Here is a 25,096-nt window from a genome sequence, read left to right on the forward strand (position 1 = left end):
ACCCCGGCGGGTTCGTCTCCTCCTGCGGGGTCGCGCACCTCCGGCGGGCGGTCCGGGTCGCCGGGCCGTCCGCCGGAGACCATCTCGCCCCGGATACCCCGCCCCGGATACCCCGCCCCGGAAGGCCCCGCTCGAAGGTCCCGCTCGAAGGCCCCAGGCCACCACCCGAAGCCGCGTCCCGCTGCCACGCCCTGATGCCACGCCCTGATGCCACGCCCTGATGCCACGCCCTGATGCCACGCCCTGAAGCCACAAGGAGTCTGCCATGTCCGTGGACCGAAGGTCCTTCCTGCGGCTGGGTGCCTCGGCCGCCGTCGCCAGCCAGCTGAGCCGTGCCCCCGCCTCCATGGGCCCTGGACCGGTCCGTACCCGGCTGGCGAGCTGGGACGTCCTGCGGGCCACCGTGTCCGGTGACGTCTTCCTGCCCGGTGACGCCGGTTACGAGGAGGCGACCCATCTCCAAGTGGCCGCGTACGACACGATCAGGCCGCAGGGCATCGTGTACTGCGAGACCGCCTCGGACGTACGCGACTGCCTGCTGTTCGCCCAGGATCTCGACCTGCAGGTGGCCCTGCGCAGCGGTGGTCACTGCAACGCCGGCTACTCCACCACGACCGGCATGGTGGTCGACGTGTCACGGCTCGACCAGGTGGCCGTCGGATCGACCTCCGTCGCGATGGGGGCGGGCACCCAGGCGGTCGACGCGCTCACCGTGCTCGCGCCGCAGGGGCTCGCGACTCCCAACGGGACCTGCGCCACCGTCGCCGCGGGTGGTTTCGTCACCGGCGGCGGGATCGGCCCGCTGACCCGCAAGTACGGCGCGGCCTGCGACAACCTCGTCGGCGCGCAGGTGGTCACCGCGGACGGCCGGATCATCTCCACGAGCCCGTACGAGAAGTCGGACCTGTTCTGGGCGCTGCGCGGCGGGGGCGGCGGCAACTTCGGCGTGGTGACCCAGTACCGGATCCGGCCGGTCCCGGTCACCACCATGGTCAGCTACCTGCTCTCCTGGCCGTGGGACGCCGCCCCGCAGGTGATCAGGGCCTGGCAGGACTGGCTCACCGCGCTCTCCCCGGACGTGGCCGCCAACCTGCTCATCACGCTGCCCAACGCCGCCCCGGGCGTGGTGCCGATCGTGCAGGTGTCGGGCACGTCCCTGGGGACCCAGGCCGACCTGGAGACCGAGCTGAACGAGCTCGCCGCCCTGGTCGGCACCGCGCCGGCCGCCCGCGCCGTGCTCGACCAGCCCTACCGGCAGACGATGATGGCGCTGTGGGGATGCCCCACCAAGACACCGGCGCAGTGTCACCGCGTCGGGCACAACCCCGAGGCCGAGCTGCCGCGCAACATCTTCGCGATGCACCGGGGGCGGTTCTTCGGCCGCTCGATCCCGCAGGACGGGATCGCGAGCCTGCTGACGGCCTTCGAGGGCGCCCGCCGGGCCGGGCAGGCCCGCGTCCTGTCGTTCCGCGCGATGGGCGGGAAGGTGAACGAGAAGTCGCGCACCGAGACCGCCTTCGTGCACCGCACCTCGAAGTTCTACCTCGGCCTGGCGTACGTGCTGATCGACCCGGCGGCGACCGCGGACGACAAGGCGGCCATGCTGGGCGTGCTGGACCAGGGTTTCGCCGCGATGGACCCGTACTCCAACGGGGAGTCCTTCCAGAACTTCATGGACCCGTCGCTCGCCGACTGGCGGCAGGCCTACTACGGGGAGAACTACCGGCGGCTGGTGCAGGTCAAGCGGCGGTACGACCCGGACGGGTTCTTCCACTTCCAGCAGTCCATCGGCTCCTGAGGGGCCGGGCTCGTGAAAGGGCCGCGGGGACGTCTCGACCAGGCTCTGACATGGTCGGGACGTTCCCGCGGCCGGGGTGGTGGCAGGGTGCGGAGGACGGTGGCGGGGGTCGGGGCGCGGCTCAAGGCGATGGGTGCTCGAGGTCGTCGGCCCAGCGGCCGTAGCTCTGGTGCCAGTAGACCAGCGGCCCCTCGCCGGCCGGGTGGGCCTGGCCGCCGGTGACCAGGCCCAGCAGGATCGCATGCGAGCCGGCCGCCAGATCGGCGATCAGCCGGCACTCGACGTAGGCCAGGGCGTCGTCCGGCAGCCAGGGCATCCCGGAGCTGGGGCCGGGCCGCCAGGTGAGCTCCGCGTACTTGTCGGATGAGGCGGACGCGAACATCTCGGAGATGCCCCGCCGTCCGGAGCGCAGCAGGTTGATGACGAACCCCCCGCTCTCCCGGATGGCGGCGAGGCTCCCGTTGCGCCGGTTCACGCAGATCAGCATGGTCGGCGGATCCATCGACAGGCTGCAGATCGCACTACAGGTCAGACCACGGGGACGGCCTTCGCCGTCCCGCGTGGTCACGACCGATACCGCGCTGGGAAAGATCTTCATGATCTGCCGGAACTGGTCGCTGGGCACGGCCGGCCCCGGCATCTCGATCTCGGTGCGGTACGGCATCAGGCTCAGCGGTACCATCAGGCGCTTCCCAGGCGGCGGCGCAGCTTGGACCTGACGACGTGCTTCATGTTCCCGACGAGCAGCCGCTTGAGCTCGGGGTCGGCCTGCCGGGAGGCCCACCGCAGCGACTTGACGATCGCCTTGGGGGTCGGGTGCAGGAAGCGCACCTCCGGCTCGGCGAACCCGAGGTACTTGGGGAAGAAGTTCGACTGCCCGATGGCGTCGTACAGCTCCGCCGCCGCCTCGCCTCCGGGGACGAGCCCGGCGTCGTAGGCCTGGCAGCGCGCCACCATCTCCTCGAACAGCTTCTTGTAGCCGTCGTGGTCCGGCCAGAAGAAGCCGGGGTACGGCACGTCCTCGAGCGCGGTGAAGTGCTCGTCGCGCCCGTCGGACAGGAACCTGGCCATCGCCTCCTGCAGCCGGAAGGTGCCCGCGCCCGTGCCCCAGGCCCAGATGCGGAAGACCGCGTTCCACAGCGGGTAGTCCGAGAAGGCGCTGTAGGCCGAGTCGACGAGCTGGTCGTCGAAGTCGAGCAGGCCCTGCTGGAGCTGCTCGACGTAGGCGAAACGCTCGGCGGAGAAGTCGCCGTCGCCGATCGCGCGCAGCAGCCGCCAGGCCAGCACGTTGATGACCTCGGCGGTGTCGGACAGGTCGCGGGCGAACAGCGGGTCGACGAAGCCGGCGGACTCGCCGATCAGGCACCACCGGTCGCCGGTGACCCGGCTCGAGGAGTACTGCACCTCCTCGGTGACCTCCCATTCGCGGACCGGCAGCGCGTGCTCGAACTGCCGGGCCAGGTCGGGGAACCGGGCCGTGTACGCGGCGAACTCCTCCGCCGCGGATACCCCGGGGTCCTTCGGGTGGTGCCGGGGGTCGAGCGTGAGGGTCACGCTGCACCGCCGGTTGCGCGAGCGCGGCTCGTTGTCGAACGGGACGACCGACACCCACCCGTGGTCGAACAGGTGGCTCATCGTGCCCGAGTGCCACGGCTTCGGCGGGACGTCCCCGGACCGCCGGCCCGCGTACACCTCGTCGGTGTCGCGTACCCCGATCAGGTGCGTCGACAGCGAGCGGGACCGGTGACGGAACCGCGGGGTCTCGTCGCGGACCCCGAACGCCTTCGCCGCCGGCGACTGCCGGCCCGCGGTGTCCACGAGGTAACTTCCCTGGTAGGAGCTGCCGTCGGCGCCGTGGACCGTGACACCCGCGGCGTCGGCGTCGATGCCGGACACCCGGTAGTTCTGCCGGGTGTCGCACCCGTACCGGACGGCGGCGTGGAACAGGTAGGCGTCGCTGTCCTGCCGGTAGAGGTGCGCGGGGTCCTCCAGCGGGCCGTTGGTGGCCTGGTTGACCTTGTGCGGGTCCTGCGGCCGGCCCGCCTCGTGCAGCATGAACCCGAAGTGCCGGCGCACGCCGAACGTGCAGTTGATGATCTGGCTGCAGTTGTCGTAGGTGGTCAGGGTCTTGATCTCCGGCACGCCGTACCGCTCGGCGAGCGCGCGCAGCGCGGCGGCGGCGCGCGGTGACACGGTCTCGCCCTGGGCGGGCCGGGGGTGCGAGCGGGCGTCGAGGATCAGGACGTCGGCGCCGCGCCGCGCGAGGACGGACCCCAGCATGGACCCGGCGAGGCCGGAGCCGAGGATGATGATGTCGTAGGTCTTCTGGTCGGGGCTCATGGTCTCTCCCTGTGGCAGTTCGGGCCGGCGTCAGCGCGGCGCGGGAACGCGCAGCCGCTTGCCGAGGTGCTTGCGGGCCGCGACGGCGTACCTGAGCTCTTCCGCGAGGTTGTACTCCTTGCGGTCGAGCCGGTGGCGGATGAAGAGAGTGAGGCCCTCGTGCATGAGCTGCCCGATGAATTCGGGAGCCTCCCGCTTGGCCCACTGCATGGACGTACGGGCACCCGAGAACGTCACTCCGAAGTAGCGGCACGCCGGATCGTTCAGGCCCACCGGCGGGACGTAGTCCGCGGCGGCGAGCAGATCCATGATCTTCTTCGTCGCCGAGGCGGCGTCCCTGCGGCCCTCGGCGACGTCGCGGGCCGCCTGGCTGACCTGTGCGTACATCGTGCGCAGCGGCTCGTACTCGGGCACCGCGCCGTCCGGGGCGATGCGCTCGAGCGGCTCCAGCACCGACAGGTCGTGCGAGTGGAGGAACTTCGCGTACGCCCGGTTGATCTCCATGGTGCCGAGGAACTGGCCCAGCGCCCAGACCCGGCACCAGGCGTCCCACAGCCCGAAGTCGGAGAAGGCGGTGTAGGCGTTGGCGACCAGGTTGTCGTTGAAGTCCAGCTGCCCCTGCTCCAGCTGCTGTACGGGGGCGAACCGCTCGACCGAGAAGTCGTCGTCGCGCAGCGCGTCCAGCAGCCGCCAGCCGAGGGCGTTGATGATCTCGAAGGTGTTGGACATGCCGCGGGAGAACAGCGGGTCGATGAAGCCCGCGGCGTGCGAGGTGAGGCAGTACCGGTAGCCGACGGTCTGCTTGGGGGAGTACTGCAGCCGGCCGGTGGCGATCCACTCCCGGGCCGAGCGCGCGTTCTCGAACTGTTTGCGCACGTTGGGGAACCGCTCGATGAACTGGCGGAACTCCTGCTCGGGCGTGAGCCCCTCCGGCTGGGGGTGGATCCTCGGGTCGACCTGGAGCCCCACGCTCACCAGCGGGTTGGTGGCCCGCGCGTGGTTGTTGAAGGGGATCACCCAGATCCAGCCGCCCTCGAACACGTGGTGCAGGGTGCCCTCGCTCCACTTGTTGAAGGTCTTGAAGGTGCCGGGCGCCACGGTCTCCTCGTACGGCGTGACACCGATCATGTGGGTGAAGATCGAGCGTGAGTGGTGGCGTAGCCGGCTCGGCGTCTCGCGGAGGTCGTACTTGGCCGCGACCGGGGACCGGAAGCCGCTGGCGTCCACCACGTACCGGGCCCGGAAGGTCTCGCCGCTGTCGGAGATGACGGTGACGCCGTCGTCGTCGAAGTCGACGTCACTGATCTTGGCCTGCTGCCGGACCTGCGCGCCGTGCCGCATCGCCACGGTGAGCAGCCACGAGTCCAGGTCCTGGCGGAAGAAGTGGTTCTCGGTGTGGGTGATCTTCGGGATGGGGAACTCGTGCGACTCCTCCGGGATCTGCGCCTCGCCCTCACGGTGGTAGAGGAACCCGAAGTTCTTCTTGATCCCGCCGTTCCTGGTGATGTTGGCCTGGGCGTTGTGGAAGGTCGTGAGCAGCTTGAACTCGGGCACGTCGTACCGCTCGCCCACCAGCCGCATGAGCATGGAGGTGTAGGGGATCGTCGACTCGCCGATGGCGAACCGCGGATGGCTGCCCGCGTCGAGGATCAGGACCTTCGCGCCGCCCCGGGCGAGCACGGCCGCGAGCGCGGTCCCGGCGATGCCCGAGCCGAGGATGACCACATCGGTCTCCGGCCGGCGGGCGGCCGGGGATGAATCTTTCGGCATCAGCTGCTCCAATCGTTGTGCGGAGACAAGGGCCGGACGGTCGTCACGCGGCCATCTCGCGATCCCCGTCGGCCGCGGAGAGGGAACCTTCGTGGCTGTTCTTCCGCAGCTGCTCCTCTGCGGTGTACTCGACCCGCGACATGGCGGTCCGCAGGATCGGCGGGGCCATCAGCGAGGTCACGATCGCGATCAGGACGACGATCGTGTACGTCTCGGTGCCGAGCACGCCGAGGCGGAGGCCGACCATCGCGACGACGACCTCGACCACTCCCCGGGCGTTCATCCCGGCGCCCAGGGCGAGGGCCTCCCACCGGTTCAGGCGGTTCAGCCGCGCTCCGAGGTAGGCGCCGGCGAACTTGCCGGCGATGGCGATGAACAGCAGGGCCAGTGTCGCCACCAGCACCCGCGGCCGGCCCAGCGCGGTGAGGTCCATGCGCAGTCCCGCGGTGGCGAAGAACAGCGGCGCCAGCACGGCCATCACCATCGTCCGGAGGGCGCCGAGACGGGCCGGCCCGATGCCTCCGCACGAGCTGATGAGGATGCCGGCCACGAAGGCCCCGAAGACGGCCTCCAGCTTCATCGCCTGGGTCGCCGCCGAGGCGAGCAGCACGATGACCACGCACACCGCGGTGGTGGGGCCGGCGTCCCGGGACCGGGCCGCCAGGCCCAGGGTGATCCGGACGATCGGGCGGCCGATGGTCGCCGCGAACGCGATCACCACGACCAGCCAGACCAGCGACATCGTGAGGTCGCCCGCCCGCACTCCGGTCGTGGCCATGGCGGCGACCACCGACAGCAGCACCCACCCGACCGCGTCGTCGACCATCCCTGCCGTCAGCGTCAGCTGCCCGATGTTGCGGTGGACGAGCTTGAGGTCCAGCAGGGTCTTGGCGATGACCGGGACCGCGCTGACGCACATCGCGACCCCGAGGAAGAGGGCGAAGACCGACCGGTGCCCTCCGGTGCCCAGGAACTCCGCGGGCATCAGGTAACCGGCGCCGATGCCCAGGCCCAGCGGGATGAGCAGTCCCGCGATGCTGATGCCCGCGGCGGTGGCGGCCCGGCGCCGCACCAGCCCGAGATCCATGTGCATCCCGGTCAGGCCCACCAGCAGCAGCAGGCCGATCTGCGCGGAGGCGTCGAGCAGGTGGAACTGCCCCGGCTCCTTGGGCAGCAGCCAGTGCGTGAGGCCGGGCGCCACGTGGTCGAGCAGCGACGGCCCGAGGATCACGCCCACGGACAGCTCTCCGACGACAGCGGGCATCTTGTAGCGCATCGCCAGCCGGCCCATGAGCAGGGCGAGCAGCAGCAGCAGACCTGCCTGCAACAGGAAGATCAGCAACTGGTGTGCCGCTATGGGGGCGACGGGGTTCGCCGCGTGCACCATGAGGTCTCCTCGGGTCTCCTCGGGCCGTTCGTTACGGCACGGCGGGCAGGAAGCGTGGCCCGCGTTGCAGCAGGCTCGGGTAGTACTCCAGGTCGGTGGTGGCCTGGCGCAGCGCGGGCGCCCGGTCGAACAGGGTCTGCAGGGCCACCCGGATCTGCATCCGCGCCAGCGCGGAGCCCAGGCAGATGTGCCGCCCGGTGCCGAACGACAGATGGCGGATGTCCTTGCGTCCCAGGTCCAGCCGGTCCGGGTCGTCGAACACCGCCGGGTCCCGGTTGGCGGCCGCGCGGACCACCAGTGCCTGCTCGCCCTGGCGGATGACCTGGCCGTCGGGCAGTTCCACGTCGGTGCGGGCGATGCGGAACGACTGGTGCGTGGAGACGTCGTAGCGGAGCAGTTCCTCGACCGCGTTCGACTCCAGCTCCGGTTCGCTCCGGAAGCGGGCGAGCTGGCTGGGATTGCGCATCAGGGCCAGCGCGCCGTTGGAGATCATGTTGGTGGTGGTGCCGTGGCCGGCGACGAACAGCAGCACGCAGGTGCCGAGCAGCTCGTCCTCGCTCAGGCCGCCGGCCTCCCGGGACTTCACCAGGTGGGTGAGCACGTCGTGCCCCGGGGTGGTGTGCCGTTCGGCCGCGAGCGCCCCGAAGTAGTCGTTGAGCTCCTCCAGCGCGATGTCGCGGGCCACTTCCTGCTCGGCGGTGACGGAGAACTTCGCCCCGATGCCGGCGAGGTACTCCTGGGCCAGCCGATGGATCATCGGCCGGTCCGACTCGGGGACGGCCAGCAGCTCGCAGATCACTCCGAACGGCAGCGGGTGGGCCAGCTCGGACACCAGGTCGAACTCCGTGCCGTCGGCCAGGGCCTGGTCGAGCAGCTGGTCCACCACGCGCTGGACGTAGGGGCGCAGCGCGTGGACGACCTTGGGGGTCAGGCCCTCCCGGACCGTACGGCGCATCCGGGTGTGGTCCGGCGGGTTCATGAAGAACAGGAAGTTGCGCTGCTTGTCGAAGCCCGCGACGAAGAAGCTGTCGCCCTGATCGCCCTCGGGGTAACCGAAGCGGTCGTCCTGCAGCACCTGGAAGCAGTCGCTGTAGCGGGTCAGCAGCCAGAAGCCCAGCGGGCTGCGGAGCACCGGGGTCTCCCGGCGCAGCCGGGCGTAGTGGGGGTAGGGGTCCGCCCGGAAGCCCGGGTCGGTCGGATCGAATCCGATGAGGGACTTGAGGTCGGGCAGGACGGCGGGTTCGGCCATGTCAAGTTCACCACCCTTCGGGTGACGTGCGAGTGATCGTCAGAGGATTTCGACCCCGGGGCCGGCGGTGAGCCGGCGCCGGCAGTCGAGGACGTACGACGTGTGCCGGGCGACCAGCTCGTAGTCGAATTCGCTGTGGTCGGTGAGGATGATGACGGCGTCCGCCGCCTCCAGCTCCGCGGTGGAGAACTCCACCCGGGTGACCCGCTCGTCCACCGGCGCGGCCTCCACGACGTGGGGGTCCGCGGCGTGCACGTCGGCGCCGAGCTCCAGCAGGAGCTCGGCCACCCGGAGCGCCGGCGACTCGCGGGCGTCGCCGGTGTTGGGCTTGTAGGCGAGCCCGAGCAGCAGGATCCGTGAGCCGTTCACGGTGCGCCGGCGGGCGTTCAGCGCGGTCAGCAGCCGCTGCACGACGTACTGCGGCATGTGGCCGTTGATGTGGTTGGCCAGCTCCACGAAGCGGAACAGCCGTCCCACCGTCCGCTGCACCCGCCAGGAGAGGTAGACCGGGTCGATGGGCAGGCAGTGCCCGCCCACCCCCGGGCCGGGGGTGAAGCGCATGAAGCCGAACGGCTTGCTGGACGCGGCGTCGATCGCCTCCCAGATGTCGATGTCCAGGGTGTGCGCGTACATCGCCAGCTCGTTGACCAGGGCGATGTTGACATGACGGAAGGTGTTCTCGATGAGCTTGGCCAGCTCGGCGACCTTGGGTGAGCTGACCGCCATCGTGGTGTCGGCGATCTCGCGGTAGAAGTCCTGGATGATCTGGGTGGACTTCTCGTTGATCCCGGACAGCACCTTGGGCGTCTCCTTGAGCCCGAACTTCTGGTTGCCGGGGTCGATCCGCTCCGGGCTGTAGCCCAGGTGGAAGTCGGTGCCCGCGGTCAGCCCGGAGCCCTCCTCCAGCAGCGGCGCCAGGAGGTCCTCCGTGGTGCCCGGATAGGTGGTCGACTCCAGGACGACCGTCGCGCCGGGCCGCAGGTGGCGGGCGAGCGCGCCCGCCGCGGACTCGATGTGGGACAGGTCCGGGACCCCCTCCTTGAGGGGCGTCGGGACGGTGATCACCGCGATGTCGAAGTCCGCGAGATCCGCCTCGTCGGACGACGGCCGGTAGCTACCGGCCGCGATGACCTCTTGGAGGACCTCGCTGGTGATGTCCTCCACGTACGATTCGCCTGCCGCCAGCCGCTTCGCGCGGTGGAGGTCGACGTCGTAGCCGACAATGGTGTGGCCGGCGCGGGCTGCCGCCACTGCGAGCGGCAGCCCGACGTACCCTTGGCCGATGACGACGACCTTGCTCACGGGGCGACCTTGATCGGGTTGGGGCCTGCGGGGTCAGGCGCGGTGGTCGGCTCGTCGGGCGCCTCGCGGAGCCCGAGCCGGGCGTGGAGAGCGCGGAGCGGTGCGGGTGCCCACCAGCTGGCCCTGCCGAGCAGCTTCATGATGGCGGGCAGGAGCAGTCCGCGGATGACGGTGGCGTCCATCAGGATGGCCAGCGGGATGCCGACCCCGAACGCCTTCATGTAGTTGAGGCCGGAGCTGATCCAGACGACGAACACCGTGGACAGCAGCAGCGCGGCGTAGGTGATGACCCGGCCGGTGCGCTCCAGTCCCACGGCGACTGCCCTGGTGTGGTCGCCGGTGCGGTCGTACTCCTCCTTGATCCGGGAGAGCATGAAGACCTGGTAGTCCATGGACAGCCCGAACGCGATCCCGAAGATGGTGATCGGGATGAGCCAGATCAGCGCCCCGGTGGTGATGAAGTCACCGACCAGCCACTGCAGGTGCCCGTCCTGGAAGATGAACACCACGGCGCCGAAGGTCGCCGACAGGCTCAGCGCGCTCAGCACGATCGCCACCAGCGGCAGCACGACGCTGCCCGACAGCAGGTACAGCAGCAGGAACATGCCGATCACGAGGATGGCGCCGGCGATCGGGAGCCGGTCGTAGAGGGTGCTGAAGGTGTCGGCGTTGACGGCCGGGGTGCCGCCGACGATGACGCCGAACGGCGCCGAGGTGGCGCGGATGTCGTCGACGAGCGCCTTGCCCTTCTCGGAGTAGCCGTCCACGGACGGCACCACCGTCAGGTAGGTGGAGTTCTGTGCGCTGAACTGCCGCGAGGCGGCCGTCGGCTCGGCGACCTTCTGGCCGCGTGCGAAGCTGCCGACGAGGGCGTCGACCCGGGAGACGTTCGGCAGCGCGGACAGGCGCTGCGCGTAGCCGGGCAGGTCGCCCGTGCGGCCCGCGGTGTCCGGTACGACGACCTGGACGGCGTCGAGCTCACGGGTGTTGAACTGGGTGCGGATGGTCTGCGCCACCTCGGCCGACTGGGCCGACTTGGGCAGCATCTGCTCGTCCGGCAGGCGCATCTTCATGTCCAGCGCCGGCATGCCGATCAGCACCACCAGGACGAGCACCAGGCCGGAGACGGTGACCGGCCGGCGCATGACGAAGGTCGCCGTGCGGTGCCAGAAGCCGTTCTCGCTCGCGCCGCCGGGCTGCTCCTTGCGGCGGACCAGCCGCCACTTGTCGATGCGCGGGCCGAGCCAGGCCAGCAGGGCCGGCACGACCACGATCGAGGCGACGGCGGCGGTCAGTGCGGTGGCCATGCAGGCCCACGCGATGGAGGTCAGGAAGGCGTAGGGGAAGACCAGCAGCGCGGTGAACGCGATCGCCATCGTGGTCGAGGAGAAGATCACGGTGCGGCCGGTGGTGCGGACCGCGGTGGTGATCGCCTCGTTGATGGCCTTGCCGCGCCGCAGTTCCTCCCGGTAGCGGTACACGATCAGCAGGCTGTAGTCGATGGCCAGGCCCAGGCCCAGGAACGTGGTGAGGTTGATCACCACGTTGGAGGGCTCGGTGGCGAAGGTCAGGCCGAACATCAGCGCCATCGCGACGAGCATGGTCGCGAAGGCCACCGCCAGCGGCACGCACGCCGCGACGATGCTGCCGAAGATGATCGCCAGCACGACCAGGGTGATCGGGAAGACCAGCCCGTCGGCCTTGGTCACGTCCTTCTGGGACTGCGCGATGTTCTCCTGCCACATCAGCGCCGAGCCGCCCATCCGCACCTGCAGACCGTCGACGGTCCCGGTGTAGCGGGGCCTGAGCTCCTCGGCCCGGTCGATCATCTTGTCGAACTCGCCGCTGACGTGGGCGAGCACCAGCGCCTGTCCCCCGGTCTTGTTGCGCAGGACCGGCGGCTTGCCCAGCGACCAGTACGACGTCACGTCGGTGAGGCCGGGCTCGCGGGAGAGCCGCTGGGTCAGGGCCTGACCGGCGGCGGCCACGGCAGGTTCGTCGACCCCGCGGCCGTCGGAGACCACCAGCACCAGGTTCTTCTCACTCTGGCCGAAGGTGCGCTCGAGATAGGCCGTCGCCTTGGTGGCCTCGGATCCGTGGTTCTCGTAACCTCCTGCGGTCACCCGCTTCTGCAGCCCCGATCCCAGGGCTCCCGCGGTGAGGATGACGAACAGTGTGATCAACAGAACGGTTTTGGGACGATGAAGTGTAAAGCCGGTCAGCTTTGCCAACATCTCGCTTCCCTCCTGATAAATGGCGGGGGTGTCATGGGTCCTCTGCCGTAGTGAGGCGTTTTCGCCTCTACTGACCAGTTCAACTGATCGCGTATCAGAGCCACGGCAGAGGAACTGCAGACATGCGTTAGGGTTCGGCCGCGAAACGGCGTCGGTGGCGGGTCAGGTCCAGCGGCCGCTGCCATAGATCTGGGTGGAGCCGAGGAGCTGTTCGCGCAGCTCGAAACGGCGGACCTTCCAGGTGGCGGTCCGGGGGAACTCGTCCCAGCCGATGATGATCGGGTCGTCCAGCCCGGGAAGCCCGGCGGCGGCCTCGCGCCAGACGGCGGGGTCGAGCCGGCCGTCCTGGGTGCTGATCACCGGGACCGGCCGGCGGCCGGGCACGCCGAGCACGATGACCTCGGTGGAGGTCGGGATGCGCTCGAGCAGCAGGCTCTCCAGCTCGATGCCGCTCATCCCGGGGATGATGTCGACCTCGCGGTCGAGGATGCGGACGCCGCCGGAGCGGGTGTGGATCCCGATGTCACCGGTGTTCCACCAGCCGTCCCACAGCTTCTCCTGGTGCCGGTCGTCCTCGCCCAGGTAGGTGATGCACAGTCCCTTGGTCTTCACCAGGACGATGCCCTCCTTGCCGCGGGGCAGCCGCTCCCGGGTGACGGCGTCCACGACCCGTACCCGGGTCAGGATGGGGAACGGGCGGCCGACGTCGCTGGTGACCGAGGACGCGGCGCCCGCCGCCCGCCGGATCTTCCGCCGCGAGTAGATGCCCGGGCTGACCGGGCCGACCTCGCTCTGGCCCCAGACCTGCACCCAGATCGGGCCGCGGTGGTCGGACGCCTCGAGGAAGGTCCGCACGGTCCGGGGGTGGATGGCGTCGAAGGTGTTGAAGTAGGTACGGACCCGGCCGAACAGGTGTGGATGGGTGGCTGAGAGTCCTTCCCACCGCTGGAAGATGTTGGGGCAGGCTTCCAGTGTGGTGGGCGGATGCTCACTCAGGGTGGTGACCACGTCGGCCGGGTCCGAGTCGGAGAGGATGACCACCTTTGCCGGTGGCCGGGCCAGCTGGGCCGCCGTCCAGGTGATGGCGCGCCCGTGGACGAACGAGATGCACGAGGCCACCACGTCGTCCTTGCGGATGGACAGCCGCGGGAGCGGCAGGGTCTCCAGGCGCGCGAGCACGCCGAGGAGGGTGTTGGGGGAGTGCACGACCAGCTTCGGGACGCCCGTGGTCCCGGAGGTGTGGGTGCAGATCATCGGCTCGTCGTCAGCGCAGGGCTGCGCCGGGGGGACGGGCGCGTCCAGCAGGTCGGCGAAGGTCTGCACGCCGGGGCTGACGTCGCCGGCCCCGGCGGCGATCACGGAGACCTCGGGCTCCACCAGGGCGACGCCCGCCCGGCCCGCGGCGGCGAGCGTGCCGGGGCTGGCCACCAGGACCCGGGGCCGCAGCCGGCCCATCATCGTCTTCAGGTGCTCGGGCCGGATGGTGGCGGAGATCATGGCCCCGACGGCGCCGATCCGGGCGGCCGCGGCGGCCAGCAGGACCGTGTCGAAGTGGTTGTCCTTGATGATGGCCAGATGCGCTCCCTTGCGGAGCCCGGCCTGGTAGAGCGCCGCCGACAGGCGGGCGACCAGGTCGGCGAGGTCGGCCACGGTGTGGTGGCAGCCCTCGTCGGGCGCGACATCGAAGGGCCGGTCCAGGTGGAACACCGGGGTCTTGGCGCCGGCGAAGTGCTCGAACACCAGCCCGATGTTCTTGGGCTGTCTCCCCTGCTTCTTCGTCATGGTTGCTTCTCCCTGCGGATGATTAGGGGACTTCCGGCCTGCGGCCGTAGGTGGAGATCAGGACCTGGCTGAGCCAGCGGTTGGCGGGGTCGCCCATCTCGGCGACCGCCTCATCGATGCGCGCGTCGTCGAGGAGCCCCTCGCCGACGATCTTGGAACGCATGAACTCGAGCCACAGCTGGTAGTGCCGGGCCTGCGGTGAGCCTCCGTGGACCATGACCACCCGGCCCTCCGCGGAGACGTCGACCAGCTCGCTGTTCAGTGCGATCTCGAGGTCGAAGTGGCCGCCGCGCGGGTCATGGCCGGCGCGGCGCATGATCCCGTAGCCGGCCGCCTTGATGTCGGACAGGAAGCGCTCGGACCGGTGGCTGCGGAAGAGCGGCAGGGAGTCGGTGTCCTCCAGGAACAGCAGACCGCCCGGGCGCAGCGCCCGGATCATGCGGGCGATCGCCGCTTCCTTGTCGGGCAGGTGCTGGACCAGCATCCGGGCGTGCACGAGGTCGAAGGCCGCGGCGGGGAAGTCGTCGGTCCGCAGGTCGTGCCGCCGCACCTCCACGCCCTTCTCGGCCAGCCGCTCCAGGCGCTCGACCTCCAGGTCGGCGACGACCACCCGGCCCTGCGGCCCGGTCCGGTCGGCCAGCCACTCGGCCACCCCGCCGTGCCCGGCGCCGATCTCCAGGCAGGACCAGCCGGGGGCCACGCCCAGGCGCTCCAGGCGTTCGATCGTCCCGGGATCCCAGATCGCCTCGTTCGTGATCAACCGCTCCGTCTCGAGGTCCCAGGTGGGGTCGAAGACGTACTCCTGAGCGCTGTCCTGCACGGTCATGGTCGTCAGTCCCTTGTCTCGTCATGCCTTGTCGGTCGCATGCCGTCCGCCGCATGCCGTCGTCAGTCGAAGAAGTCGCAGACCGCGTCGGCGATGTACTCGACGTCCGCGTCGCGCAGGTGCGGCCAGATCGGGATCGCCAGGTTCCGGCGGCTCGCCCGCTCGGAGTTCGGCCAGGTCCGGCCCTCGGGTGCGTACCGCGAGAAGGCGGGCTGATGGGGCAGCGGCACCGGGTAGTAGATGTGGGTGCCGACGCCGCGCTCGGTCAGGTAGCCGCGCAGGTCCTCGCGGCGCTCGACGAGCAGGGAGTAGACGTAGTAGCAGCGGCCGTCGCGCCCGGGCGGCGGAGCCAGCACCCCGCGGTCGCGGAGCGGGCCGAACCGCTCGGTGTAGTAGTCGGCGATCTGCGCGCGCCGTTCCAGCCGGTCCGGGAAGGTCGGCAGCCGGTGCAGCTGGAACTGCGCGATGACCTCGTCGAAGCGGCTGTTGTGGCCGATCCGGTGGTGCAGGAAGCGGTTGACCCCGTCCTGCCCGTGGTTGCGCAGCCGCCGGACCGCGTCGGCCAGCGCCGGGTCGTCGGTGAGGACCACGCCGCCCTCTCCCGCCGTGCCGAAGGCCTTGACCTGGAAGAACGAGAACACACCCAGGTCACCGAAGCGACCGGCGGGCGTGCCGCCGAGCACCGCCCCCTGCGCGACCGCCGCGTCCTCGATCACCTTCACCCCGTGGCGGTGGCCGATCTCCATCATCCGCGGCATGTCCGCCATGATCGAGAACAGGTGCGCGGGCATGATCGCCCGGGTGCGCGGGGTGATCAGGCGCTCGGTCTCGGCGGGGTCGAGGACCATCGTCCAGGGGTCCACGTCGGCGAAGATCGGCGTCGCCCCGGTGTTGGCCACGCTGCTGGCGACCGGCTGGCAGCAGAAGGCGGGCACGATCACCTCGTCGCCGGGCCCGATGTCCAGCGCGGCGACCGCGAGGTTGAGCCCGCCGGTCCCGCTGCCGCAGGCGATGACGTGGCCCGCCCCGGTCATCTCGCGCAGTGCCTCCTCCAGCCGCGCGGTACGCCGGCCGAGGATGAACTTCTGCTCCGGGTCCGTACCGACCTCGTAGAGGATCTCGAGCAGCGCGCCGCGGTCGGCCTCGAAGAGGTCGGGCGGAAAGAACGGCAGTGTCATCGCCGGCTCCCGGAGAAGAAGTCCCGAATGGACTGGCAGACCCGCTCCAGCTCGTCCGTGGTCAGATCCGGATAGAGCGGCAGCGCGACCGTTCGCTCGCAGGCCGCCTCCGCGTTGGGGAAGTCCCCGCGGACGTGGCCGAGGTCGGCGAAGCAGGGCTGCAGGTGCAGCGGGGTCGGGTAGTAGGTCTCGGTCCCGATGCCGTCCCGGGCGAGGTGGCCGACGAGCTCGTCGCGCCGTTCCACCTCGATCAGGTAGACGTAGAAGACCGCGGTGGTGTCGGCGTCCCGGGGGACGACCGTGGGCAGCCGGAGGATCCCTGGCACGTCCTGGAGGCGCTCGGTGTAGGCGGCGGCGAGCTCGGCCCGCCGGGCGATGTCGTCGTCCAGCCGGGCCAGCTTGGCCAGCAGGACGGCCGCCTGCAGGTCGTCCATCTTGCTGTTGGTCCCGGAGGCGCCGGACAGGTTGGAGATGCCGGCGATGTGGTCGATGGTCTTGCCCATCCGCCCGTGGTGGCGCAGCGTGCCCGCCACCTCGGCGATCTCCCGGTCGTCGGTGAGGATCATCCCGGCGTCGCCGAGGGCCCCCAGCGTCTTGGTCGGGAAGAACGACAGCACGCCGCCGGCGCCGAGCAGCCCGGCGTGCACCCCGTTCCAGCGCATGCCGATTCCCTCGGCGCTGTCCTCGAGCACGGTGAGGCCGTGTTCCCCGGCCACCGCCGAGACCGCGGTCATGTCCGCGAGCTGGCAGAACAGATGGACCGGCATGACGGCCCGGGTGCGCGGGGTGATGGCCACGCGCAGCGAGCCGGGATCGATCGAGTACGTCTGCGGATCGATGTCGGCGAAGACCGGGCGGCCCTGCGCGAGGGCCACCGACGTCGCGGAGGCGGCGAAGGTGAAGGCCGGCACGACGACCTCGTCGCCGGGCTCGATCCCCGCCGCGCGCAGCAGGATCACCAGGGCGTCGGTGCCGTTGTTGACGGCGATCGCGTGCTCGGCCCCGGTGTAGGACCGGATCGCCCGCTCCAGTTCGGCGACCTTGCGGCCGTGCGAGTACTTCCCCCGGTCCATGAGCTCGTGCACGTGGCGGGAGATCTCGGGCCAGAGGTCATTGAACGTCGCGGCTTGGGAAAAGAACGGGACCGGCTTCGCGATGACCGTGTCGCCGGGCGGCTGGTCGCTGACGGTTCTCACGGCGCTCCTTTTTCGGCTCCGCATGCGTTTCTGCCTGCGTTGCCACGGTAAGGGGCGGTGATCCGGCCGATAAATAGCAGAGCGATGACAGGATTGCAGAAAATCGCGTGGCAATATCCAGCCAGATCCGGCTAGCTCGGGCAGTTATTCCTTGCCAACTGGCCTTTCCGTACTTGACCCCGGTACGGCGCTCTCGTCATCTTCGAGCTAATTGCAACAAGCTGAAAGTCCGCTGACATCAAGCTGTCGAGAGACGAATCCGGAGCGGTGATGCAGATCAAAAAGAAAGTCGTTCTCGCGGAGCCCCGCAGCTTCTGCGCCGGGGTGCGCCGCGCGATCGCCATCATCGAGCTCGCCCTGGAACGCCATGGCCCGCCCGTCTACGTGCGCAAGGAGATCGTGCACAACCACTACGTCGTGCGTCTGCTGGAGCGGCGCGGCGCCCGCTTCGTCGACTCCGAGGAGGACGTCCCCGAGGGCGCGGTGTGCGTGTTCTCCGCGCACGGCGTCGCGCCGGAGGTCCGGGAGAACGCCCGGCGGCGTGAGCTGGACGTCATCGACGCGACCTGCCCGCTGGTGTCCAAGGTGCACCAGGAGGCCCGCCGCTTCGCGCGGGACGGGCGCACGCTCCTGCTGGTGGGCCACGCCGACCACGAGGAGGTCGAGGGCACCTACGGTGAGGCGCCGGACCAGACCCTGATCATCGAGTCGGTCGAGGACGCCGAGCGGCTGGACCTGGCCGCGGACACCCCTGTCGCCTTCCTCACCCAGACCACGCTGTCCGTCGACGACACCCGCGACATCGTCGGGGTGCTCCGCGACAGGTTCGACGACCTGGCGGGCCCCGGCGACGACGACATCTGCTACGCCAGCCAGAACCGGCAGAACGCGGTCAAGGCGATCGTGTCCCAGAGCGACCTCGTCCTGGTGGTCGGCTCGCACAACTCGAGCAATTCCATCCGCATGGTCGAGGTCGCGAAGAAGCTCGGTACCCCGGCGCACCTCGTCCCCGACGTCGGAGAGCTCGACGAGAGCTGGCTGGACGGGGTGCACACGGTCGGCGTGAGCTCGGGGGCCAGTGCCCCCGAGATCCTCGTCGAGCAGCTCCTCGACCGCCTCGCCGAGCTCGGATACGCCGACGTCGAGATCGAACGGACCGCGACGGAGAACGTCGTCTTCGAGCCGCCGGCCCGGCTGACCAAGAAGCTTCCACACCTGACGCCGGCCGGTGCGTCCCGTCCGGAGAAAGAGGGCGATCAACGATGAACACGGTGGCACCCACCGCGCGCGCGACGCGCGTCCACCTGATGACCCGGGTCGAGGAGCGGCTCAGCACGTTCCTCGCGGGGGAGCACGCCCGCTGGTCCGCCGTCGATGTCCGGGCCGCCCGCCCGGTCGACGCGGTCGCGGACCTCGTCGCGGCCGGCGGCAAGCGGCTGCGCCCGGCCTTCTGCCTGAGCGGATTCCTGGCGGCCGGCGGTGACCCCGCCGACCAGCTCATCGTGGACGCCTCCGCCGGGCTCGAACTCGTCCACGTCGCGGCGCTCATCCACGACGACGTCCTGGACGCCTCGGCGCTGCGCCGCGGGGCGGCGACCGTGCACGCGCACTACACGACCGTGCACGCGGCCCGTCGCTGGCAGGGCGAGTCGCGCCGGTACGGCGAGGGGGTCGCCATCCTCTCCGGCGACCTCGCGGACGTCTACGCCGACCGGCTCGCCCAGGACCTGCCGCCCAGGGCGCGCCAGATCTGGGGAGAACTGCGCACCGAGATCATCATCGGGCAGTACCTCGACGTGGCCGTCGCGGCCGAGTTCGTCGTGGATCCCGAGCTGTCGCGCTGGATCGCGGTCTGCAAGTCCGGCCGCTACAGCATCCACCAGCCGCTGGTCCTGGGCGCCGCCCTCGCCGGGCGCGACGACCTGGCACCGGCCTTCGAGGAGTACGGCGCCGCCCTGGGCGAGGCCTTCCAGCTCCGCGACGACCTCATCGACGCCTTCGGGGACAGCACGGCCGCCGGGAAGCCGGTCGGCCTCGACTTCGAGCAGCACAAGATGACCCTGCTGCTGACCCGGGCGGCGCAGCGCGACGAGCGCGTACGCGCCCTGGTGTCGGGCGGCGACTGGGACCCGCTGGCGCTGCGGGACCTGCTCGTCGAGATCGGCGCGGCCGCGGAGATCGAGCGGCACATCGACGAGCTCGCCGGCCGGGCCCGCCGTGCCATCGGCAGGGCGCCCATCGACCACGCCTGGCGCGAGGAGCTCGCCGACATGGCGATCGACGTCGCCTACCGGAATCGCTGAGGAGCGACCATGCTGCGAACCTTCATCGTGGGTCTCGGCCGGGCGGGGCTCGGGCTGCACTGGCGGGTGCTGCACCGGCTGCGCGAGGCCGGCGCCGGGCCCTTCTCCGACGCCCCGGCGCTCGCCTGGGACCAGCGGGACATCACCGCCGAGGCGGAGGACGCGGGACTGCTCCCGGTCCGCTCGCTCGCGCACGCCCGGCGGCTGGCCGACCCGGCCGAGACCGTCGTCCATCTGTGCACCCCGCCGGTGGCCCGGCTGGAACTGCTCAGGGAGCTGGCCGAGCTCGGGTTCCGCCGCATCCTGGTGGAGAAGCCGCTGGCCGCGGACGCCGGCACGCTGCGCGAGATCGACGATCTGCGCCGGGAGCACGGGCTGCAGATGGTGGTCGTCGCGCACTGGCTCGACAGCCGGCTCACCCGCCGGCTCGCCGAGCTGACCCTCTCCGGCGAGCTCGGCGAGCTGCTGTCCATCTCGGTCGCGCAGCTCAAGCCCCGGGTGCGGCGCACGCTCACCGCGGAAGGCCATCCGACCGCCTTCGACGTCGAACTGCCGCACTCCGTGGGCGTCGCGCTGCGCATCGCGGGAGACGCGCAGGTCGCCGGCGCGCACCTGACCGATATGCGGGTCGGCGACGTGGTGATCCCCCGCATGGGGACCGCCCGGCTGGTGCTCCGTCACGACGCCGGAGCCCGGACCGAGATCTTCTCCGACCTGGTCTCCCCGGTGCTGGAACGCCGCATCGAGCTCACCTTCACCGACGGCCGCGCCGTCGGGCACTTCCCGGGCAGCGAGAACGACCACTACGCGCACCTGCGCGTCGAGGGCGGGCGGCACCCGGGAGCGAGCGTCTTCGCCGACGACTCCCTCGCCTCGTTCTTCCGGCGGGTCTACGAGGACTTCGACCGGGGAGTGCCCTCGGAGGCCGAGTTCGCGCTGGCCTGCCGGGTGGTGGAGCTGCTGGGCACGGCCAAGAGCCGGTGCCGGAGCGGGGCTCTGATCGTGCCCGCGCCGCGGGTGGCCGAGGTGATGTCCCGTGTCTGACCAGATCACCTATGCGGGCATCACCGACGAGGCCGCGCCCCGGCTGGCCGACCAGGTGGCCGCGCTGTCGGCCCTCGGCTGGGACACGATCGAGCTGCGCAGCGTCGACGGCGTCGCCATCGCGGAGCTCGACGACCGGGCCTTCGGCCGGCTCACCGAGGTCCTCTCGGCGGCCGGGATCTCGGTGACCTGCGTGGACTCGCGGATCGCCAACTGGGGCCGGCCGATCAGCGGCCGGTTCGAGGACGACCTGGACGAGCTGCACGTGCTGGCCGGGCGCTGTGCCGCCCTGGGCACCCGCAACGTACGGGTCATGTCCTATCCCAACGCGGGCCTGGACGAGCCCGACTGGGGACGGCGGGTCATCGCGCGGATGCGGGAGCTCGCCGCCCAGGCCGAGGACGCGGATCTGGTGCTGCTGCACGAGAACTGCGCGGGCTGGGCCGCCCACGACCCCGCCCGGATGCGCCGGCTGGTCGAGGAGGTCGGCAGCCCCGCGCTGCGGCTGCTGTTCGACACCGGCAACGGCATCGCCCACGGCTACGAGGCCTACGACGTGCTCACCGGCATCGTCGACCTGGTCGCCCACGTGCACGTCAAGGACGGCCGCGGGGACGCCGCCGCACCCGTCTACACGCTGCCGGGTGAGGGCGACTGCCGGGTCGCCGACTGCCTGCGGCTGCTGCTCGACCACGGCTACCACGGCGCCCTCTCGATCGAGCCGCACCTGCACGTACGGCCGCACGAGAACCGCACCGACCCCGGGCCGGACGGGCTCACCCAGTTCGTGTCCTACGGCAGGCGGCTGGAACGGCTGGTGGAGGAGAGCGTCCTCCCGCCGCGCAGGGGAGGTCCGTGATGGCCGCCCGCCAGGCGCTGCGCCGCGTACCCGAATCCGCGGCGAGGCTCACCGAGGACGACCGCGCGCTGCTGCTGCACCTGCTGGACCTGCCGACCGCGGGCCCGCTGGAGACCGGCGGCGGGCAGCCGGTGCGGCTGTGGGAGGCCCAGCGCGCCTACGCCGACGCGGCGGCGGAGCTCGGCTTCGAGGTCGTACGGCACGCGCCCGCGGACCGCTCCTGCCTGGTCGGTGACGACGTTCCGCGGGCGGTCCAGGAGAGCGCCGAGATCCTGCCCGACTTCCTCGACTCCCAGCCCAGCCTGGTGCTCCGGCTCGGGCCGCGGCTGCCCCGGAGGTCGACGGTGATGTTCAACGTGCACCTCGACACCGTCGAGGGCCGGGAGCCCGGCCGGTTCGACGGCGCCCGGTTCCACGGCCGCGGCGCCATCGACGCCAAGGGACCCGCGGTCGGGTTGCTGGCCGGCATCCGGGCCGCGCTGGCGGCCACCCCCGCGCTGGGGACCGAGATCGGCGTGCTGATCCAGGCCGTGGCCGGCGAGGAGGGCGGGGCCATGGGCAGTTTCGGTACCCGGCCGCTGGTGGACCAGGGCTACGTCGGCCGGCTCAACGTCTTCTGCGAGCCCACCGGGCTGCGCGTGCTCACCCGCTCGACCGCCGCGATGACCGCGGCCATCGAGGTGGCCGGCCGCGACGCCATCGACGACGACCCCGGCAAGGGGCACAACGCGACCGTGCTGCTCGGCTTCCTCGCCCAGCGGCTGGCCACCGCCGTACCCCCGCACGCGACCGACGGGCAGGTCTGCATCGCCGGGATCAAGACCGGGCCGATGCACAACAAGGTCTACGGGTCGGGACGGCTGCTGCTCAACCTCTCCTACGGCTCGCAGGAGGCGGGCCGGCGGCTCGAGGGCACGCTGCGCGAGGCGGTCCGGTCCGGGGTCGCGGAGTTCAGCGAACGGTTCCGCGACACCCGCGACTTCGAGATCACGGCGGCCGAGGCGGCGCTGGTGACCCGGCTGGAGTGGCTCAAACGAGGGCTGCCCGCGCTCACCGGCGGCGACCGCTGGGTCGACGATCTGCTGGTCCGGCAGGCCGGGCTGGCCCGCTGGCCGGACGACGTGCCCGCCTTCACCTGCGACGCCATCTGGATGCACGGGGTGCCCGGCACCTCCACCGCGGTGTTCGGCCCGGGCTCGCTGGGCCACAACAACGCGCACGCCGCCGGCGAGTTCGCCGACCTGGCCGAGCTCGAGCTGTTCGCCAGGGACATCGCCCGGTTGCTGCACTGCTTCGCCCGCAACGAGATCTGGAATGAGGCCTCATGACGCAAACGACGACGGCGACGCGGTCCGAGGTGGTCCGCGTGGACCACGACGAACTGATCGCCTTCACGACCGGGGTGTTCGAGGCGCTCGGCGTTCCCGGCGAGCGCGCCCGCGCCGCGGCGGACGCGCTGTGCCACGGCGACCTGACCGGGGTCACCTCGCACGGCCTGACCAACCTGACCCGGCTCTATCTCAAGCTGTTCGAGGACGGCAGGGTCAAGCCGGACGCCGAGCCGAGGATCGTGACCGACCGCGGCGCCGCCGTGCTCCTCGACGCCGACCGCGGGCTCGGCCTGTGGGTGGCGAGCGAGGCGATGGCCCTGGCCACCGAACGCGCGTCGCGGTACGGCGTCGGGCTGGTGTCGGTCTTCGACAGCACCCACATCGGCTGCGCCGGCTACCACGCGGCGCGGGCCGTCCCCCAGGGGATGATCGGCCTCATCGCGTCCAACTGCGGGCACCAGCGCATCATCCGGCCGCCGGGCGGGGCGGTGCCGATGCTCGGCACCAACCCGTTCAGCATCGCCTCGCCCGCGGGCGCCCACCACCCATACGTGCTGGACATGAGCACCACCGTCGTGCCGACCGGCCGGGTGCGCGCCGCCGCGCGCGCCGGTGTCCCGGCACCCGAGGGCTGGCTGGAGGACGACCACGGCGATCCGGTGACGGACGCGGCGGCCTTCGACCGCGGCGAGGCGCACCTGATGTGGCTCGGCGGCCGCCCGGAGACCGGCGGCTACAAGGGATACGGACTGGGCCTGCTGGTGGAGGTCCTCGGCGCGCTGCTGTCCGGCGCGGGCCTCGGCCCGGCGCCCGAGGCGCTGGAGGCCGCCGGCACCCGTCCCGGGCGCGACGACGACATCGGGTTCGTGGCGCTCGCCGTCGCCCCCGGCGCGCTGCGGCCCGCCGAGGAGTTCGAGGCCGACGCGACCTCGCTGTTCGGCAGCCTGCTGGCCTGCCCGCCGCTCAGCGAGCAGGCCCCCGTGCGCTATCCCGGCTGGCACGAGGCGGAGCGCGCGCGCCGGCACCGTGCCGACGGCGTGCCCCTGTCGGCCTCCCTGCACGACGAGCTCGCCGGCGTGGCCCGGCGGCTCGGACTGGTCCCTCTCACCCCCTCCGGTGAGATCGGCGAGATCGGAGAGAACTGATGAAACAGCTTCGTGTCGGTGTGGTCGGGCTCGGTGTGATCTCCCGGTTCTACCTCGCGGCGATCGAGGAGTCGCCGTCGGTACGGCTGGCCGCGGTCTGCGACCTGCGCGAGGAGGCGCTGGAGCCCTACCGCGGCACGGTCGAGTGCTTCCGCGACCACCGGGAGCTGCTGGCCCATGCGGAGATCGACGCCATCATCGTCAACGTCCCCAACGACGTGCACGCCGAGGTGTGCCGGGACGCGGTCGAGGCCGGGGTCGCGGTCTGCGTGGAGAAGCCGCTGGCCATCCGGGTCGCCGACGGCCGGGAGCTCGCGCGGTCGGCCGCCGCGCGGGGCGTCACCCTGTTCACCGCGTTCCACCGGCGCTACAACGACAACCTCCTCGCGCTGCGGGACCGGCTCGCGGCGGCGGCGCCCATCGAGTCGCTGACGGTGCGCTACCTGGAGCGCATCGAGGAGCACGTCGGCAAGGACCGGTGGTACCTCGACCCGGACCGCTGCGGAGGGGGCTGCGTCGCCGACAACGGCCCCAACGCCTTCGACGTCGTCCGGCTCTTCCTCGGCGAGGTCCAGGTCGAGGACGCCGAGGTCGACTACGACGACCAGGGCGTGGACCGGCAGTCGGTGGTCACCCTGCGGTCCGCCGCCGGTGCCGTGGCCCGGGTCGAGCTCGACTGGTCCTACCCCCACGGTGAGCGCAAGGACGTCGACGTCGTGCTGGCCGACGGCACGAGGCACTCGGCGGACATGCTCGCCGGGCACCTGGAGTTCAAGGGCTCGCTGTGGCACGAGTACGCGGGCATCCTCGACGACTTCGAGCAGGCGGTGCGCTCCGCCACGGACTCCTCGTGGGGCGGGCTGGTCGCCCTGGAGCTGGTCCACCACGCCTACGACGCCGCGCGGTCACGGCCCGCCCCCGCCGGGAGCCGGTCGTGACGGCGGCGCTGGAGAACGGCCGCAAGCGAACGGTCGAGGGCGCCCTGGTGAAGGTCCTGCGGCACCGCCGCGACGATCGCGGCATGCGGCTGGAGCCCTTCGCGAGCCGCTGCGTGCGCGCCGGCGAGGTCCACGAGCTGGTGACCACCGACCACCGGGAGACCGAGCCGGGCGCGCGCATCGACCGGGTGGGATTCCTGGGATTCGCCGAGCTGGGCACCGCGGGCGTCATCGACCGGGGCGACGAGGTCTGGATCGACGGTGAGCTCGTCGGCACCGTCCTGGGCTTCGACGCCTGCCACTTCCCCAACCACTACAACGTGCTGATCACCGCTGATCGGCCACTGGCCGGTCCGGATCTGGGGCTGGAACCCGAGGCAGAGATCCTCTTCCGCCCCGCCACCGCGTAAGCAA

General features: G+C 71.2%; 20 protein-coding genes. 9 read left to right on the forward strand and 11 right to left on the reverse strand.

The window, feature by feature from the left end; genetic code table 11:
* Positions 1-265: 265 nt before the first annotated feature.
* Positions 266-1,798: an FAD-binding oxidoreductase gene (locus tag ACRYCC_RS06695; RefSeq protein WP_433809689.1), complete on the forward strand. Its 1,533-nt coding sequence runs from the start codon at positions 266-268 to the stop codon at positions 1,796-1,798.
* A 121-nt stretch (positions 1,799-1,919) separates the two neighbouring features.
* Here ACRYCC_RS06695 and ACRYCC_RS06700 read toward each other — a convergent pair whose 3' ends face one another.
* The 11 genes from ACRYCC_RS06700 to ACRYCC_RS06750 form a co-directional block, all read right to left on the reverse strand.
* A complete protein-coding gene (locus tag ACRYCC_RS06700; RefSeq protein ID WP_433809690.1) occupies positions 1,920-2,480 on the reverse strand; it encodes a flavin reductase family protein in 561 nt (186 codons plus the stop codon).
* Positions 2,480-4,138, reverse strand: coding sequence for an NAD(P)/FAD-dependent oxidoreductase (locus tag ACRYCC_RS06705; RefSeq protein WP_433809691.1), 1,659 nt, complete (start codon positions 4,136-4,138; stop codon positions 2,480-2,482). Before ACRYCC_RS06705 ends, ACRYCC_RS06700 begins: the two co-directional genes overlap by 1 nt.
* A 30-nt stretch (positions 4,139-4,168) precedes the next feature.
* Positions 4,169-5,908, reverse strand: a complete 1,740-nt coding sequence (locus ACRYCC_RS06710; RefSeq protein ID WP_433809692.1) for an NAD(P)/FAD-dependent oxidoreductase — start codon at positions 5,906-5,908, stop codon at positions 4,169-4,171.
* Positions 5,909-5,951: 43 nt separating this feature from the next.
* Positions 5,952-7,295, reverse strand: coding sequence for a cation:proton antiporter (locus tag ACRYCC_RS06715; RefSeq protein WP_433809693.1), 1,344 nt, complete (start codon positions 7,293-7,295; stop codon positions 5,952-5,954).
* Positions 7,296-7,326: 31 nt separating this feature from the next.
* A complete protein-coding gene (locus ACRYCC_RS06720) occupies positions 7,327-8,544 on the reverse strand; it encodes a cytochrome P450 (RefSeq protein WP_433809694.1) in 1,218 nt (405 codons plus the stop codon).
* Between the two features lie 39 nt (positions 8,545-8,583).
* The gene (locus tag ACRYCC_RS06725) at positions 8,584-9,846 is read right to left on the reverse strand and encodes a nucleotide sugar dehydrogenase (RefSeq protein ID WP_433809695.1); all 1,263 of its coding nucleotides are present in this window, start codon (positions 9,844-9,846) and stop codon (positions 8,584-8,586) included.
* A complete protein-coding gene (locus ACRYCC_RS06730; protein WP_433809696.1) occupies positions 9,843-12,029 on the reverse strand; it encodes an MMPL family transporter in 2,187 nt (728 codons plus the stop codon). The genes ACRYCC_RS06725 and ACRYCC_RS06730 overlap by 4 nt, the downstream gene beginning before the upstream one ends.
* A 213-nt stretch (positions 12,030-12,242) precedes the next feature.
* The gene (locus ACRYCC_RS06735; protein ID WP_433809697.1) at positions 12,243-13,862 is read right to left on the reverse strand and encodes a class I adenylate-forming enzyme family protein; all 1,620 of its coding nucleotides are present in this window, start codon (positions 13,860-13,862) and stop codon (positions 12,243-12,245) included.
* Between the two features lie 22 nt (positions 13,863-13,884).
* The gene (locus ACRYCC_RS06740) at positions 13,885-14,688 is read right to left on the reverse strand and encodes a class I SAM-dependent methyltransferase (RefSeq protein WP_433809698.1); all 804 of its coding nucleotides are present in this window, start codon (positions 14,686-14,688) and stop codon (positions 13,885-13,887) included.
* A 62-nt stretch (positions 14,689-14,750) separates the two neighbouring features.
* On the reverse strand, positions 14,751-15,866 hold the full coding sequence (locus ACRYCC_RS06745) for a DegT/DnrJ/EryC1/StrS family aminotransferase (RefSeq protein WP_433809699.1): 1,116 nt from the start codon (positions 15,864-15,866) through the stop codon (positions 14,751-14,753).
* Entirely contained in the window at positions 15,863-17,062 is a 1,200-nt protein-coding gene (locus tag ACRYCC_RS06750) for a DegT/DnrJ/EryC1/StrS family aminotransferase (RefSeq protein WP_433809700.1), read from the reverse strand. The genes ACRYCC_RS06745 and ACRYCC_RS06750 overlap by 4 nt, the downstream gene beginning before the upstream one ends.
* 270 nt (positions 17,063-17,332) lie before the next feature.
* On the opposite strand from ACRYCC_RS06750, the gene ACRYCC_RS06755 reads away from it, so the two are divergent.
* Genes ACRYCC_RS06755 through ACRYCC_RS06790 form a run of 8 tightly spaced genes read left to right on the forward strand, consistent with a single transcriptional unit; the run spans position 17,333 to position 25,092 of the window.
* Entirely contained in the window at positions 17,333-18,328 is a 996-nt protein-coding gene (locus tag ACRYCC_RS06755; protein WP_433809701.1) for a 4-hydroxy-3-methylbut-2-enyl diphosphate reductase, read from the forward strand.
* 5 nt (positions 18,329-18,333) lie between these two features.
* A complete protein-coding gene (locus tag ACRYCC_RS06760) occupies positions 18,334-19,365 on the forward strand; it encodes a polyprenyl synthetase family protein (protein ID WP_433809702.1) in 1,032 nt (343 codons plus the stop codon).
* A gap of 9 nt (positions 19,366-19,374) precedes the next feature.
* Positions 19,375-20,409: a Gfo/Idh/MocA family oxidoreductase gene (locus ACRYCC_RS06765; protein ID WP_433809703.1), complete on the forward strand. Its 1,035-nt coding sequence runs from the start codon at positions 19,375-19,377 to the stop codon at positions 20,407-20,409.
* Positions 20,402-21,268 carry a sugar phosphate isomerase/epimerase family protein gene (locus ACRYCC_RS06770; protein WP_433809704.1) on the forward strand — a complete coding sequence of 289 codons (867 nt, stop codon included), beginning with the start codon at positions 20,402-20,404 and terminating at the stop codon, positions 21,266-21,268. Before ACRYCC_RS06765 ends, ACRYCC_RS06770 begins: the two co-directional genes overlap by 8 nt.
* Positions 21,268-22,596 (forward strand): M20/M25/M40 family metallo-hydrolase, encoded by a 1,329-nt coding sequence (locus ACRYCC_RS06775; protein WP_433809705.1) that lies wholly within the window; start codon positions 21,268-21,270, stop codon positions 22,594-22,596. The genes ACRYCC_RS06770 and ACRYCC_RS06775 overlap by 1 nt, the downstream gene beginning before the upstream one ends.
* On the forward strand, positions 22,593-23,744 hold the full coding sequence (locus ACRYCC_RS06780; RefSeq protein WP_433809706.1) for an Ldh family oxidoreductase: 1,152 nt from the start codon (positions 22,593-22,595) through the stop codon (positions 23,742-23,744). Before ACRYCC_RS06775 ends, ACRYCC_RS06780 begins: the two co-directional genes overlap by 4 nt.
* Positions 23,744-24,682 (forward strand): Gfo/Idh/MocA family protein, encoded by a 939-nt coding sequence (locus tag ACRYCC_RS06785; RefSeq protein WP_433809707.1) that lies wholly within the window; start codon positions 23,744-23,746, stop codon positions 24,680-24,682. The genes ACRYCC_RS06780 and ACRYCC_RS06785 overlap by 1 nt, the downstream gene beginning before the upstream one ends.
* The gene (locus tag ACRYCC_RS06790) at positions 24,679-25,092 is read left to right on the forward strand and encodes a DUF6917 domain-containing protein (RefSeq protein WP_433809708.1); all 414 of its coding nucleotides are present in this window, start codon (positions 24,679-24,681) and stop codon (positions 25,090-25,092) included. Before ACRYCC_RS06785 ends, ACRYCC_RS06790 begins: the two co-directional genes overlap by 4 nt.
* Positions 25,093-25,096: the final 4 nt, after the last annotated feature.

It is taken from the genome of Actinomadura scrupuli (assembly GCF_050971785.1).
GTDB lineage: Bacteria > Actinomycetota > Actinomycetes > Streptosporangiales > Streptosporangiaceae > Actinomadura_E > Actinomadura_E scrupuli.

What these genes read in the sequence shown, in the direction of transcription:
- ACRYCC_RS06695 (WP_433809689.1), top strand. Translation starts at nt 266, where the DNA reads ATGTCCGTGGACCGAAGGTCCTTCCTGCGGCTGGGTGCCTCGGCCGCC.
- ACRYCC_RS06700 (WP_433809690.1), bottom strand. Translation starts at nt 2,480, where the DNA reads ATGGTACCGCTGAGCCTGATGCCGTACCGCACCGAGATCGAGATGCCG.
- ACRYCC_RS06705 (WP_433809691.1), bottom strand. Translation starts at nt 4,138, where the DNA reads ATGAGCCCCGACCAGAAGACCTACGACATCATCATCCTCGGCTCCGGC.
- ACRYCC_RS06710 (WP_433809692.1), bottom strand. Translation starts at nt 5,908, where the DNA reads ATGCCGAAAGATTCATCCCCGGCCGCCCGCCGGCCGGAGACCGATGTG.
- ACRYCC_RS06715 (WP_433809693.1), bottom strand. Translation starts at nt 7,295, where the DNA reads ATGGTGCACGCGGCGAACCCCGTCGCCCCCATAGCGGCACACCAGTTG.
- ACRYCC_RS06720 (WP_433809694.1), bottom strand. Translation starts at nt 8,544, where the DNA reads ATGGCCGAACCCGCCGTCCTGCCCGACCTCAAGTCCCTCATCGGATTC.
- ACRYCC_RS06735 (WP_433809697.1), bottom strand. Translation starts at nt 13,862, where the DNA reads ATGACGAAGAAGCAGGGGAGACAGCCCAAGAACATCGGGCTGGTGTTC.
- ACRYCC_RS06740 (WP_433809698.1), bottom strand. Translation starts at nt 14,688, where the DNA reads ATGACCGTGCAGGACAGCGCTCAGGAGTACGTCTTCGACCCCACCTGG.
- ACRYCC_RS06745 (WP_433809699.1), bottom strand. Translation starts at nt 15,866, where the DNA reads ATGACACTGCCGTTCTTTCCGCCCGACCTCTTCGAGGCCGACCGCGGC.
- ACRYCC_RS06755 (WP_433809701.1), top strand. Translation starts at nt 17,333, where the DNA reads ATGCAGATCAAAAAGAAAGTCGTTCTCGCGGAGCCCCGCAGCTTCTGC.
- ACRYCC_RS06765 (WP_433809703.1), top strand. Translation starts at nt 19,375, where the DNA reads ATGCTGCGAACCTTCATCGTGGGTCTCGGCCGGGCGGGGCTCGGGCTG.
- ACRYCC_RS06775 (WP_433809705.1), top strand. Translation starts at nt 21,268, where the DNA reads ATGGCCGCCCGCCAGGCGCTGCGCCGCGTACCCGAATCCGCGGCGAGG.
- ACRYCC_RS06780 (WP_433809706.1), top strand. Translation starts at nt 22,593, where the DNA reads ATGACGCAAACGACGACGGCGACGCGGTCCGAGGTGGTCCGCGTGGAC.
- ACRYCC_RS06785 (WP_433809707.1), top strand. Translation starts at nt 23,744, where the DNA reads ATGAAACAGCTTCGTGTCGGTGTGGTCGGGCTCGGTGTGATCTCCCGG.